This is a genomic window from Neobacillus jeddahensis, assembly GCF_000612625.1.
Classification (GTDB): Bacteria; Bacillota; Bacilli; order Bacillales; family Cytobacillaceae; genus Neobacillus; species Neobacillus jeddahensis.
In genome coordinates, this window is sequence record NZ_CCAS010000024.1 from 17,962 (window position 1) to 31,372 (window position 13,411).

Annotated in this window: 12 protein-coding genes; 9 read left to right on the top strand and 3 right to left on the bottom strand. The window is 38.9% G+C overall.

Annotated elements, in window-relative coordinates; translation table 11 throughout:
* The first annotated feature begins 139 nt into the window (after positions 1–139).
* From TY15_RS12215 to TY15_RS12235, 5 genes are all read left to right on the top strand, one after another.
* On the top strand, positions 140–1,666 hold the full coding sequence (locus tag TY15_RS12215; protein ID WP_040205314.1) for a glycine betaine uptake BCCT transporter: 1,527 nt from the start codon (positions 140–142) through the stop codon (positions 1,664–1,666).
* Between the two features lie 410 nt (positions 1,667–2,076).
* Entirely contained in the window at positions 2,077–2,580 is a 504-nt protein-coding gene (locus tag TY15_RS12220; protein WP_040205313.1) for a MarR family winged helix-turn-helix transcriptional regulator, read from the top strand.
* 27 nt (positions 2,581–2,607) lie between these two features.
* Complete coding sequence (locus TY15_RS12225; protein ID WP_040205311.1) at positions 2,608–5,685, top strand: MMPL family transporter; 3,078 nt, start codon at positions 2,608–2,610, stop codon at positions 5,683–5,685.
* 242 nt (positions 5,686–5,927) lie between these two features.
* Positions 5,928–6,323, top strand: coding sequence for a VOC family protein (locus tag TY15_RS12230; protein ID WP_040205309.1), 396 nt, complete (start codon positions 5,928–5,930; stop codon positions 6,321–6,323).
* A 24-nt stretch (positions 6,324–6,347) separates the two neighbouring features.
* On the top strand, positions 6,348–6,734 hold the full coding sequence (locus tag TY15_RS12235; protein ID WP_040205306.1) for an MmcQ/YjbR family DNA-binding protein: 387 nt from the start codon (positions 6,348–6,350) through the stop codon (positions 6,732–6,734).
* 53 nt (positions 6,735–6,787) lie between these two features.
* Here the strand turns inward: TY15_RS12235 and TY15_RS12240 are convergent, their stop codons facing one another.
* Both TY15_RS12240 and TY15_RS12245 read right to left on the bottom strand, forming a co-directional pair.
* A complete protein-coding gene (locus tag TY15_RS12240; protein WP_040205304.1) occupies positions 6,788–7,765 on the bottom strand; it encodes a hypothetical protein in 978 nt (325 codons plus the stop codon).
* Between the two features lie 12 nt (positions 7,766–7,777).
* A complete protein-coding gene (locus tag TY15_RS12245) occupies positions 7,778–8,860 on the bottom strand; it encodes a hypothetical protein (RefSeq protein ID WP_040205303.1) in 1,083 nt (360 codons plus the stop codon).
* Positions 8,861–9,153: 293 nt separating this feature from the next.
* Here TY15_RS12245 and TY15_RS12250 point away from each other — a divergent pair, with 293 nt between their 5' ends.
* Both TY15_RS12250 and TY15_RS12255 read left to right on the top strand, forming a co-directional pair.
* Positions 9,154–9,861: a M48 family metallopeptidase gene (locus TY15_RS12250; RefSeq protein ID WP_040205301.1), complete on the top strand. Its 708-nt coding sequence runs from the start codon at positions 9,154–9,156 to the stop codon at positions 9,859–9,861.
* An 84-nt stretch (positions 9,862–9,945) separates the two neighbouring features.
* A complete protein-coding gene (locus tag TY15_RS12255) occupies positions 9,946–10,473 on the top strand; it encodes a YehS family protein (RefSeq protein WP_040205298.1) in 528 nt (175 codons plus the stop codon).
* Positions 10,474–10,578: 105 nt separating this feature from the next.
* Here TY15_RS12255 and TY15_RS12260 read toward each other — a convergent pair whose 3' ends face one another.
* Complete coding sequence (locus TY15_RS12260) at positions 10,579–11,112, bottom strand: hypothetical protein (protein ID WP_142305363.1); 534 nt, start codon at positions 11,110–11,112, stop codon at positions 10,579–10,581.
* A 178-nt stretch (positions 11,113–11,290) separates the two neighbouring features.
* Here TY15_RS12260 and TY15_RS12265 point away from each other — a divergent pair, with 178 nt between their 5' ends.
* Both TY15_RS12265 and TY15_RS12270 read left to right on the top strand, forming a co-directional pair.
* Positions 11,291–11,971, top strand: a complete 681-nt coding sequence (locus TY15_RS12265; RefSeq protein ID WP_040205295.1) for a response regulator — start codon at positions 11,291–11,293, stop codon at positions 11,969–11,971.
* A 2-nt stretch (positions 11,972–11,973) separates the two neighbouring features.
* Positions 11,974–13,338, top strand: a complete 1,365-nt coding sequence (locus TY15_RS12270; RefSeq protein WP_042374520.1) for a sensor histidine kinase — start codon at positions 11,974–11,976, stop codon at positions 13,336–13,338.
* The last annotated feature ends 73 nt before the right edge of the window (positions 13,339–13,411 follow it).

Here is a 13,411-nt window from a genome sequence, read left to right on the forward strand (position 1 = left end):
CGTCATGTACTTACATAATTCACTCTTATTAGAAATAGAGAAGTTGTTAACTTAAAGGGGATATCATTAGGGGAAATTAGGAAAGTAATGAGTATTTAATTTTAGTAGGAAAAGAAATTAATAGAGAAAGGAACATTCGATGAGAAGAATTTCAAACGTTTTTTGGATTTCAGTTGCGATTATACTCGCATGTGTAGTATTCGGTGTTACGGCACCAAAAAGTTTTGAAGAGGCAACAGGTAATTTACAGGCATTTCTTACAACATCCTTTGGATGGTATTATTTAATTTTAGTTACAGTAATTGTTATATTTTGCTTTTTCCTCATTTTCAGTCCTGTCGGAGCGATAAAATTGGGAAAGCCTGATGAAAAACCCGAGTATTCAAAAGTTTCTTGGTTTGCGATGTTATTTAGTGCTGGTATGGGGATTGGCCTTGTATTTTGGGGGGCTGCTGAACCACTTTCCCACTTTATAAACCCACCACTTGCAGAGGGAGGAACACCCGCTGCTAATAAAGAGGCAATGAGGTACACATTTTTCCACTGGGGAATTCATGCATGGGCGATATACGCGATTGTTGCGCTAACGTTAGCCTACTTTCAATTTCGCAAAGGAGAACCAGGGCTAATTTCAGCTACATTAAAACCTGTATTAGGGAAAAGAATGGAAGGCCCTCTTGGAACTGTTATAGATGTACTAGCTGTTTTTGCCACAGTTATTGGAGTTGCGACAACTCTAGGGTTTGGTGCAGCGCAGATTAATGGTGGTTTATCCTATTTATTTGGAATACCAAATAATTTCGTTATTCAATTTGTCATTATTGCGATCGTAACCGTCCTATTTATGATGTCGGCATGGTCTGGACTTAGCAAAGGGATAAAAATTTTAAGTAACACAAATATGTTTTTAGCAATCGCGTTACTTGTATTAATGTTCATCGCAGGACCCACTATCCTAATATTAAACATGTTTACTGATTCATTCGGGGGATACATTCAAAACATAGTTCAAATGAGTTTTCGAATTGCTCCTCTTAATGAAGAACATCGCTCTTGGATTAATGATTGGACCATTTTTTATTGGGCATGGTGGATATCATGGTCACCATTCGTCGGTATCTTTATTGCCCGTGTTTCGAGAGGTAGAACCATTCGGGAATTTCTAATTGGCGTTTTATTACTCCCCACCCTCGTAAGCTTTTTATGGTTTGCTGTATTCGGTACTTCGGGAATTGAAGTTCAAAATGCAGGGAATATTGATCTAACGAAATTTGCTACAGAGGAAGTATTGTTTGCGATTTTTAATGAATTCCCTATGTCGACGGTTCTTTCCATAGTAGCGATTACACTTGTTTGCACATTTTTTATCACTTCTGCTGACTCAGCAACATTCGTACTAGGAATGCAAACTACATACGGATCACTTACTCCACCCAATTCAGTAAAACTAACTTGGGGAATTGCGCAATCTACTGTGGCGATCATTCTATTATATAGTGGTGGATTACAAGCACTACAAAATGCATTAATTGGGGCAGCATTCCCATTTTCTATAATTATTGTATTAATGATGATTTCCCTTTATCGATCTTTAACAAAAGAGCGAAAGGAACTTGGTTTATATCTCAAGCCAAGCCCACGTGAAAAACATAACACAGGTGCCTGACTTTACCTAATAAAATAGTAGACTGCTAGAAAAGTTAAGTAACTATGTAAAGTCCAACACCTTTAGTTGAGAAAAGAACTATTTTGACTCACCAGCGCCCCATGTGTTGCCACATCCACTGGACACGTTGAGTGTATCTCGCAACTCGTTTAAAAAAAAGGCAACCCTTGGTTGCCTTTTTTGCGTTGTTTTATATGCGGCTGCAGCAATAGGTATAAAGGGGTGTCTTAGAGTGTAGATCGAAACGAAATGAAAAGATACGGTTCTTTAAACAGCAAGTAGATTTGTACTTTGTGGTGGAACCATTTGTATATTGACAATATGGCCTAATAGTTCTAACATATATCGCATACGATGTATCGTGTAGAATGTATTTTAAGTGATGTATGAAAGGGTGATGAAAATAAACGATGGAAAAGGCTGCATTTATTCGGGAATCGATTGATTTTCTACAACGGTATATGATGAAAAGCCTGCAAAAATATTCTGAGGAGCATGGTGTGACGATCCCCCAAGCAAGAGTCATTGCGGAAGTGTTTGCACATAAAGCCATCAGTATCAAACTGCTCTCGAAAAATCTAAAAATGACACAAAGTACCGTTTCAGATATTGTTGAACGGCTTACGTCTAAAGGTCTTCTTGTGAAAACTCCTAACCCTAAAGATAAACGTTCAGTTGAGATTTCACTTTCTAGTGAATTATCAGAAGGAATTGATGCGAATATTCCAGAAATTACCAATCAATCATTATCACAGGTTTTAAATCTATTAAAGCCGGATGAACAGGAAACGATTGAGAAGGGAATGCAATTATTAGTTTCTGCTGTGAAGGAAAAGATGGAGGCAGACGGAATGGATCATTTTGAATTCTTTGATGTTGTGTACTTTCCGGGAAAAACAAAAAAGGAAAAATAATAGGGATATGAAAACGGAGGATGCAAAGTGAGAAAGATTATAAAAGGCCGTTGGGTCATATTGTCAATTTGGCTGATTGCAACGATCGTGCTGACAGTCATTCAACCAGATATCAATGCCATACTTCGGCAAAAGGGACAGCAAGGAACGAGCAATGACAGCCCCTCCGTTATGGCTGACAATATCTTGAAAAAGATGGATACCACAAAAGGGGCAAGTAGCCTGATCGTTTTTTATGATAAAAACAAGATATCCAGTAATGAAATGGACAAAATCGGTGATGCGGTAAAATCTATTAGTGATAGCAGCTCTGAGCTTGGGATTGCCGACATCATTGATCCCTTCAGTATGCCTGAAGCTAAAAGCTCGTTACTTTCTAAAGATGGTACGACCCTCATGGTCAGCTATAAGCTTGATAAAAAAGGCAGAGAAGTAGATGATATCAAGGCACAGCTCGATAGCAAGCTGAAAAACGTACCTGTCGAATACTATCTGAGCGGGGAAGAATTTATCAACAATGATTATTTGAAGGCATCGCAGTCTGGCGTCGAAAAGAGTGCGGCCTTAACGGTTATTTTTATATTAGTCGTTCTTATTCTGGCATTTAGGTCAGTTGTCACACCGTTGATTTCCTTAGTAACGGTGGCGATTGCCTACCTTTGTTCGATGGGGATCGCAGCGCAATTAATTGATAAAGCTGGATTTCCGATCACCAGTCTCACCCAAATGCTCTTGGTTCTTATCCTCTTCGGGATTGGCACGGATTACAATATCCTCCTGTTTAATCGCTTTAAGGAGGAACTATCTCATGGTCATTCGGTAGACGAGTCGATTGTCAATACGTTTAAAACGGCAGGTAAAACGATTGCATATAGTATTCTGACGGTATTCATTGCCTTCCTTGCGCTCGTTTTCGCTGAATCACCAATCTATCGATCAGGAGTCGTCGTTGTTATTGGCGTAAGTATTTTATTGCTTGAAATTGTCACGTTAACACCGTTTATGATGAAAGTGCTGGGTAAAAAACTTTTCTGGCCTTCTAAGAATGTAACCGGTCATAAAGAAAATAAATTCTGGGGAACAACTTCCTCCTTTGCTGTGCAGCATCCGATTATCGCTACAGCTGTCATTCTTTTAATCATCGCTCCAATGGTGCTGATGCATCAGGAAAAATTGAACTTTGATACGGTTGGGGAGCTAGGTGATAAATATCCTTCCTCTAAGGCGATTAATTTAGTTGCGGACCATTTTGGCAAAGGACAGGCTATGCCTGCTACGGTAGTGATTGAAACGGGCAAAGCCCTTGATAATAATGAATCACTTGCCGTCATTGATAACGTAACGGAAAGATTAAAGGCTCTTAAGGGAGTGAAGCAGGTTTCTTCTGTCACACAACCTCAAGGGGAGGCTATTGATGATTTTTACGTCGACAGTCAAATGGGCTCTGTGACGGATGGGATCTCGCAAACACAAGGTGGAGTCGACGAAATCCATGATGGCTTGAAACAAGCACAAGACGGGCTGGCATCTGCGGACTTCTCTAAAGTCGGCCAAATGGTCGATGGCACGGCAAAGCTAGAAGATGGTATGGTTGCCTTGACCGATGGTTTAAAGCAGATCCAAACGGGAATCAAGGATGGGTCAAGTAGTTCACAAACGATTTCCAACGGTATCGCGGCTATTCAGACGAATCTCGCCACGATGAGTAATGGTGTGGGCTTATTAGCTGAAAATTATGGGAAGATGCAGGCTGGCTATTTAGAGATGGGGACCCACTACCAAGAGGCAGCACAGGCTCTTCTTGGGGTAAAGGGTGCACTAACACAAATGCAATCCATGGTCACAGCGTTAGGCAGCAGCTATACAAATTCAGAAAGTGATGCGAATTATTTGGCATTGAAGCAAACGATCGTACAGTTATCTGCTTCATTAAGTCAAATTACTCCTGAGGGAATCCAAGCATTAAATGCTAATTATAATGCCGTAACGGCTGGTTTTGGTACAGCGAATGAAAATCTAACTGCTATGAGCGGCGGGTTAACGCAAATGGCAGATGGATTGAAGAAGCTGGAATCTGGACTAGATCAAGCCTCAGCAGGAATCGGTACCATTGTGACCAATATGAACAGTGTCACTGATGGGTTAGGTCAGATGAAATCAGGGCAGCAACAGCTTGCTGATGGTCTCAATGGATTTAGTGCCTTTGGTGAAAAACTGTCAGATGTCAACAATGGCCTAAAACAAATCTCTGACGGATTAGGGCAAACAAATGGGTACCTTACACAGTTGAACACAAAAACGTTCTTTATGCCTAAGGAAGCGTTGACGAACAAGGACTTTAAAAAGTCATTCGACATGTTCATGTCTAAAGATAGAACGATTACCAAACTAACGGTTGTTTTAACGGACGACCCATACTCTGAAAAGGCGTTAAATACGATCGAGAAGATCAATAAGACCGTATCCGAAGGACTGAAAGGAACGGTTCTCTCAGATGCCAAGAGTGGTACATCTGGACCGAGTGCGACCACAAACGATATGAATCATGTATTGACGAGAGATCTGAATAAAACAACAACGATTGTTATTATCGGCGTCTTGCTGGTACTGTTCTTTGTTATTAGATCGTTCTGGACACCGGTTTTCATCACGGCATCCCTTCTCGGGGCTTATTATGCTGCGATGTTCATCATCAATTTTATTTTCATAGATTTGAAGGGGCTTGAGGGGATATCTTCCTTCGTACCATTCTTCTCCTTTATCATCATTGTCGCCCTGGGCGTAGACTATAGCATCTTCTTAATGATGAGGTTTAAGGAATACCCGGATATGCCAGCTAAAGAGGCAATTGTTTTGGCTTCAAGGAATATAGGTGGAGTAATTATCTCAGCTGTAATCATCCTTGGGGGTACCTTTGCAACCCTGATGCCTGCTGGTATCATCCTTTTATCTGAACTAGCAATCGCGGTTATTACAGGCCTGGTCATCCTTTGCTTTGTACTGCTGCCGATCTTTGTTCCGGCAATGATGGCTCTGCCAGATGCTGTTAAAAAGATCTTTACGAGAAAAAAGGAAGATGACAGTAGATTGGAAAAAGTCGTGTAGTAAGAAGTTTAGATGATAATTGTATTACTAGGAGTTCTATAAAAAGCTGATCCTTCTACTAATGTTGAGTAGGGGGTCAGTTTTTTTTCATCTATATCAATAGAGATGTCCGCAGTCTATGAAGGAAAATTAAAAAATACTAGATTGTTATGAAAATCGAATTTAATTCCAGTCTATTCCGGTTATAATAATAAATAGGACATTGTAAGCGGACACAGAGAATGAAAAATTTGGAGGTAATTATGGGAAGACTAGTGCATTTTGAAATTCATGTGAGTGACATGGATCGGGCAAAGAAGTTTTATGGAGAAGTATTCGGATGGTCGTTTCAAGATTGGAGTGATTATGCGGGAATGCCTTATTTTGGAGCAGTGACTGGTGATGAAAATGAGCCAGGGATCAATGGTGCTTTGATGCAGCGTCACAGCGCTCCTCCGGAAGCAAACCAGGCTTTAAATGGATTTGCTTGTACAATGGGAGTAGAAGATTACGATGCAACAGAAGCTAAAATTCTCGAGCATGGCGGCAAGGTCGCATTGGCCAAATATGCACTTCCGGGAATGGCGTGGCAAGGATACTATCTGGATACCGAAGGCAATACATTTGGCATTCATCAACCTGATGAGAATGCCAAATAGAATCCAAGACAGGTGAATAAAAACATGAAAACACAAGACACGGCAGGAATGCTTGAAAATGTACGCAATATTTGTCTTGCCATGCCCGAAGCTGTTGAAGTTATCGATGGTTTCGGCCATAATACCTTTAAAATCAACGGAAAATCATTCGTGATATCAGGTGATGGTGAGAAAGGGTTTAGCTTGTCGTTTAAATCAGACCGGGAAACGCAAGAAATATTGCTACAGAAAGAGCATTTTTTCAAAACTCCATATATCGGGCAGCACGGCTGGGTATCGATCCAAAATCCGGCTGGGGAAGACTGGGATGAATTGAGCGATCTAATTCAAGAAGCCTATTTACGTGCGGCACCGAAGCGATTAGTGAAGATATGGACTGAGCTACATACAAATGGGAGAACGGCAGAATGATCTGCCTTCCTCCCATTTTTTTTACTTTGGTCAAGTAAGTCTGATAGAAAAAATTACATGAAAAATTTTATCCCAATTAAGATAGCCTCCACCACAACTACTGATAAGAGTATGTTCATTCTAAGGGTATTTTTTTTCTCCACTTTTGCTAAGTCTTCTTTGTTTAGCATCTTGTTCGAGAAGGACTCTAGCATTTCATGGCTTTGCTTGTGTCGGGCAGAAATGGCAGAATCCACTTGTTCATGCCATTGTTGGAGGTCGCGTTTCCGCTCCTCATCCTGCTCAGCTTGCTTCGTGCTCCAGTATTCAAGTTGGTGCGTAAGTTTATCCATAAACGCTTCTTCTCGTACAACCATAATGGATTTGATGGCCTCAGAATGTTTATGAAACATTTCTTCGTACGACTTGTGCAGCAACTTCAGGTGTTCATCCATTTTCTGGAGAGTTGCCATATGGGCAGATACCTTTTTTTCTGTTAGCGCTAACTGCTCTTTTGAAAGCTTAACAAATGCTTCGTTCTGTTCTAAAAATTGTCTATTTCTATCATCTGAAATGGCTAACTTCTCCGTAAATTCTGTTACGTGGCCAGTGACAGATGTAATCGCGGTCACCGTTTTATCCAATAAACTCTTGTTATTACTCTCAATTGATTCCTGAAATTCAGCTGTTTTCTCGGTAAAGAATTGAATGCTTTTTTGCAGTTCATCATAAACAGATAAGAACCGTGTTCGTTCTTCCTCTAAGAAATCTTGGTTTCTTTGAAGCGTTTCACTCTGATTGGTCTCTAGCAGCTCGCGAGTTTCCTGTTTTTGTGTTTCCATTTGACGGAAAAGCAGGTTAGCTTGACTTACGACATGTTCTGTTTCCTTTTTGAAATCAGACGAACTGTTCATCACAAGTTGTAGGAGATTATTCTCTAACTGTTTGATTTTCTCTTTGAAGTCATCGTAAAAAAGATCCTCATTTAGCTTCTTTAATTCATCCATCGCTTTTTCGTAATCCGTTTTTGTTGGTAGTTGGGTTGTAACCATCTTTTCGCCGCCTTATTCATTTAAAGATTCGATTATTGTTTCGCCATCTTGTCGCAGGAGCTGCAAATAATGGGCTGAGAACCATCGTTCTTCTGCGTTTCCGTTTTGGAAATGCTGCTGTAGCTCGTCCTTATACTCCATCCAATATTTCATAAAATAGCCTTGCAGTTGTGATGCCTGCTCACGATTTTGGTTCCGCAATTGGTAGACTTTCTGATAGTGGGCCTCATGCTCGGCCTTTTCCTTTTGATGGTTTGCTAGTTCGTCTTCTAGTTGTTTTTTTCTTTCCGTCATCACAGACTTCAAGGCCTCTGCTTCATGTACTAATTGCTCTTTTTGTTCCATCGCGTTTTCATGTATAGGTGTAAGTAGAAGATTATAGTTTTGATACATCTCAGAAACCCACTCATAGGCGTTGCCCCGTATCCTGGATGTGGCTTTTTCATAGGTGCTTTTTAGCCAGAAGGCATCAATTTTTTGCTCAATTTTTGAAATCGGATCTAAATAGGGAAGTTCTAATAGATTACTTATCCCTAAATTTAAAATGCCTGCTTCTTGTTTGATTTTCCTAAACTTAATCTTTAGTTCATTTTCCACAATTTCCTGCAATCGTAATGCATCGTCATTTAGGACGCTAGCCTTTCGATAATAGGGAGTGTATTCGATGATCGTATCGACCAAATCTCTAATATGGTCAGGGTCTGTATCCTTCAAGACAATCATTTTCAAAAATTCCTCAAAGACAGCTATTTCACTGCACATTTGCTTGTATTGCAATTCGGAGTCTTCCAATTCATGCTCTAGTAAAAATTGTTGTCTTTCGATGAGTGTGTCTTGCTGTGATATTTTTTCTTCGTACTGCTGAAGTTCTAGCTTACTTGCTTCTTCAGCTTCTTTATAAAATTTTGTTAATTGTTTGAAGGACAGTTCATTCACATCAAGTTGCTCAAAGTCTGTTTGTGAATGCTGCGGAATCTCTTCTATGAGCTTTGTTTTCTCTACATCTAGTCGGATGAAGCGGTTGAAAAACTCTTTTTTTGCCTTAAAAGCCCATTCAAATCGTCGGTTATGAAAATTAGAAAAGGTAAGATTCATTTCTAGTTACCTTCTTTTGGATAAATTTATAGTAGATACCTAATATTACAAATTTATCTTACCACTTTTATAGAATAACGATAAGAGTCCTTTTTCAAAAATTAGAGACCAAAGAAGAATCAGCGGGGGATAATCCAAGAACTAATTCCCTGAAAGCATTGCAGATTGTTAAAATAATTGTTAAAAAACAACATACTAGAATCCACTTTTTCTCCTCTCTATTCCCTTTCAGCTCTGTCCTTGTTACTATGTATGAATGTGAACTAAAAATATCAACCACGCAAGGTGATGAAATGATCCATAAATATTTAGGTCAGGCGATTCGTTTTGAGATAAAATATAAAAAGCGCACTTCGATGAGTATTGCGATTGATCTATATGGAAATATTGAAATTCAGGCTCCTAAAGGGACATCCGAAGAACGGGTGCTCCAAATAGTAGAGGAAAAATGGGAGTGGATCCAGCAGAAAATAAAAGAAATGAACGATAGGTCGCTTGGGCCAAAGGTGAAGACCTATGACCAAGGTGAGAGCGGCCTTTATTTAGGAAACGATTATCCTATCCAGGTCTCTCAGGATATCACGATTAAGCAAGATTATGTCGTGCTTGAAAAGGAAAAGATACATATAATTGTGCAGCAGCTGGAGGATGAAAAAATAAAACAGGCGTTAAAACGGTTTTATTATCAACAGTGTAAAATGTTTGTTGAAAGGAGTATCCGATCCCATCAACGCCATTTTAAAATAAAACCAAGGTCTATCCGGATTACCGATAATAAGACGAATTGGGGAACTTGTGATGCGAAGCAGCAGCTTACCTTCAATTGGAAGCTGGCGATGGCTCCATTGGAGGTGATTGACTATGTGGTCGTTCACGAAATGTGCCATATGGTCCATTTGAATCATGATCGATCCTTTTGGCGCCTTGTCGGGAAAATACTCCCTGATTATGAGCAACGGGAAAACTGGTTAGCCTTATCAAGCTGGAAAATGAATGTCTAACAGCTAAATCAGACTTCGGTTGGATGAGAAAATGAAATAGGTAGAGCTGGGGACAACCTGGCCAATAGCATAGGAGGTTCATTGATGGATAACAATGATATATTAATTCGCTTAAGATATGCGCTAGACATCAAAAATACTGAAATGGTAGAGATCTTTAAACTTGGTGGTATGAAGGTAACAAAGGATGAAGTGCTAAAGATCCTCACGAAATCAAGGGATAGATATGATGATGAAATGGACGACTTTGAAGATGTAGCTGAGGATGAGAACCATATTAAATGTACGAATGTGATGCTAGAGTCGTTCCTAAATGGCTTCATTATTTTTAAAAGAGGAAAACAAGAGCCCAAACCAGGCCAATCTGCTACACCAGAACTGATTTTAAAGAATCATGCCAATGTGAATAATGTTGTTCTAAAGAAACTGAAAATCGCTCTAGCCTTAACGAGTGAGGACATTATTGAGATATTAGCAGAAGCGGGTGTGACGATCACCAAGGGTGAACTTAGCGCATTATTAAGAAAAGAAGGACATAAGAATTACAAAGAGTGCGGCGATAAATACGCTCGAAATTTCTTAAAAGGTTTAGCGTTTAAATATAGGTCATAATAGAAATTGTTAAAAGAATAACCCAGTCTTGCCTCAGGACTGGGTTATTGATTGTTCTTTGTGTAGTATTCCTGGTGATACTACCACTCCCATAATTTCCTCAGATTAAGCATGCTGTTTTCTTTTATTTTTTTTCACTTTGCCAAACGGCTTTAAATAAGTAATAACCGTCATAAAAGCCAAACAGAATAAATTAAAACTAGCCGTGATAATAATTGATAACCAAGTTGATTGAAATTGTGAGTTTTGTAAAGCGATAAAGCCATTCTCTTCAACTAGATTTACTAAAACTACTGACCATTTATTTAAAAATAAAATCCCAATCATAATCGTCAAAATGGTTAATACAAATTTAATCAATACCCAATAATGCTTGACCAATCCCCATTGTGTCCACATAGATAACATAAGTCCCGTAAATAAAGTCAATAATGCAGGATACTTAAGTAAGTTTTCATCGATGATATCCATACTAGCGAGAGTATAATAAAGCTGTTCTCCATTAGCAGCGTTCTGTAAATAAACCCCCAATAACAACATCCCCAATGTTCCACCAATCCATGAGGCAACGGAAAGGACATGAATGGCCACTAAGATACTTTTTTTCTTTTGATTGAGTCGATAAGCCATAAGTAACATTCCTCGATTCTTCTATATTTCATTTATTATTATCTCTGGTGTTTCACTATGTATTAAAGGTAACAAAGAAATGTTGTGAACTTGTTGCGGACCTATACGGTTTTCATGAAATTTACAAGAGCTAAAAAAGCTTAGGGTATAATATGGAAAACGGTTTAAAGTTAAAGGAGTAAATACGATGGCTGAAACAATCTTATTAGTAGATGACGAAGTAAAAGTGTTAGATTTTATGCGTTCGTTTTTAGAAAATGAAGGTTATGAAATTGTCACAGCTCAATCGGGAATCGAGGCACTGGCTAGAGTAAATGAAATACAACCATCATTGGTAGTACTAGATTGGATGATGCCCAATATGAGTGGCCTTGACGTTTGTCGTGAAATTAGAAAGGCTAGTAAAGTCGGAATTATCATGGTGACAGCAAAATCAGATGAGATGGACAAGATTGTTGGTCTTGAAATAGGCGCTGACGATTATATGACAAAGCCATTTTCATTAAGGGAATTATTAGCGCGGATACGGTCTGTATTACGTAGAATAGGGGATAATCACACAATCGAGGAGAACTTAGTGAGAGGAGATATCACTATATCTGTTTCACAGTACCGTGTTTGGAAGCATGGGGAGGAAATAACGATGACCCCAACAGAATTCAAGCTTTTATTAACTTTAGCTGAAAAGCCAGGCATTGTGTTCAGTCGACTTCAGTTACTAAAAGCAGCTTTAGAAGATGATCTATTAAATGTTGAACGAACGGTAGATGCCCACATAAGCCGATTAAGGAAAAAAATTGAAAATGATCTATCAAATCCAAAATATATTCAAACGGTATATGGATTTGGATATCGGTTTGGTGAATAACAATGGGGCTACACCGGAAGATCTTTTTAGCATTAGCTATCGCTATAGTGGGGATTAGTTTTGTGTTTATTTTACTTACCCATCTGACAGTGAAAGGCTCTATTGAAGCAGGTATAAAGGAAACAAGAGGTAAAGAAATTACAAACCTTACCAAAGAGCTAACTACTTTTTTTATTAATCATAATCATTCATGGGAAAATATTGAACAATTAAAAGTGCTAGAAAACATCCATCAGGATGATCCGGAAATTCTCGTAATGGATAGACAGCATCATGTTATTTTAAAAAAGGGAGATGCTCCTAATAAATTGGTTCAATATTTAGGGATCAAACATGAATTGACCATTGAACATGAGCGAGCGGGTGAATTCTTTTATTATGACCCAGAAATTGCTAATTTTAATAAAATTATGATTGGAATTCCCATTTCAGTGGTAATTCTCCTTATTGGATGTGGCTCTTTACTCATTATTATTTCTCTCATCATTGCGTATCGTTTATCAAAGTGGATCGCGGCTCCACTTCGAATTCTTTTGCCGATGATTGATCGGTTGGGTAAAGGGGAACTGGGAATACAAGCTCCAGTCCAAACAAAGGATGAATATGGGAAAATAGCAGAAGCTTTTAATCATATGTCAAAAGAGCTGGAGCAAGCGGAAATGGTCCGCAGGAATCTTACCGCGGATGTAGCTCATGAACTTAGAACTCCTCTTTCTATTATTAGTGGAAAATTGGATGTTTTACAGTATCAAGGACAAATGATTAAGCCAGAGGCCTTGCTGCCATTACAAGATGAACTCATTCGACTGAATCAATTAGTAGAAGATTTAAGAATATTATCATTGGCCGAGGCAGGAAAATTAGAATTAAAGAAAATCCCTACTAATATGTTGGACCTAGCTTACCAACTGCTATCAGCGATAGGACCGCTGGCTGAAGAAAAAGGGATTTCTATGAAAATAGATAATCAAACAAATGATCCAATTATATGTGTTGACCCAGATCGAATGAAGCAAGTTTTTCTAAATTTACTAACCAATGCAATACGATATACGCCTAATTATGGAACGATTTTCTTTCGTTTAATGGAAGAAGATCCTCATTATTTGAAGGTAACGGTTGAAGATACAGGGATAGGAATAGAGAAGGAACACTTGTCACACCTTTTTGACCGCTTTTATCGTACGGATGACGCGAGAACGAGATATAGTGGTGGGACAGGCTTAGGTCTAGCAATCGCCAAACAATATGTCCTGTCGCATGATGGCATTATTGAAGTAAAGAGTATGGTTAATCAGGGAACTAGTTTCATTATTCAGCTGCCAAATGATATCTCTAAAATAGAAAAGATTAATAATGGACAATAGCAGACGGTAATAAGCGCTGATAAAGTTCCTCGCTTTCCCGTCTGCTTTATTTAGATCCACTGATTAAAATGTT

Excerpts from the sequence above, each read along its gene's own strand:
- TY15_RS12215 (WP_040205314.1), top strand. The coding sequence starts at position 140 with ATGAGAAGAATTTCAAACGTTTTTTGGATTTCAGTTGCGATTATACTC.
- TY15_RS12220 (WP_040205313.1), top strand. The coding sequence starts at position 2,077 with ATGGAAAAGGCTGCATTTATTCGGGAATCGATTGATTTTCTACAACGG.
- TY15_RS12230 (WP_040205309.1), top strand. The coding sequence starts at position 5,928 with ATGGGAAGACTAGTGCATTTTGAAATTCATGTGAGTGACATGGATCGG.
- TY15_RS12235 (WP_040205306.1), top strand. The coding sequence starts at position 6,348 with ATGAAAACACAAGACACGGCAGGAATGCTTGAAAATGTACGCAATATT.
- TY15_RS12240 (WP_040205304.1), bottom strand. The coding sequence starts at position 7,765 with ATGGTTACAACCCAACTACCAACAAAAACGGATTACGAAAAAGCGATG.
- TY15_RS12245 (WP_040205303.1), bottom strand. The coding sequence starts at position 8,860 with ATGAATCTTACCTTTTCTAATTTTCATAACCGACGATTTGAATGGGCT.
- TY15_RS12250 (WP_040205301.1), top strand. The coding sequence starts at position 9,154 with ATGATCCATAAATATTTAGGTCAGGCGATTCGTTTTGAGATAAAATAT.
- TY15_RS12255 (WP_040205298.1), top strand. The coding sequence starts at position 9,946 with ATGGATAACAATGATATATTAATTCGCTTAAGATATGCGCTAGACATC.
- TY15_RS12260 (WP_142305363.1), bottom strand. The coding sequence starts at position 11,112 with ATGTTACTTATGGCTTATCGACTCAATCAAAAGAAAAAAAGTATCTTA.
- TY15_RS12265 (WP_040205295.1), top strand. The coding sequence starts at position 11,291 with ATGGCTGAAACAATCTTATTAGTAGATGACGAAGTAAAAGTGTTAGAT.
- TY15_RS12270 (WP_042374520.1), top strand. The coding sequence starts at position 11,974 with ATGGGGCTACACCGGAAGATCTTTTTAGCATTAGCTATCGCTATAGTG.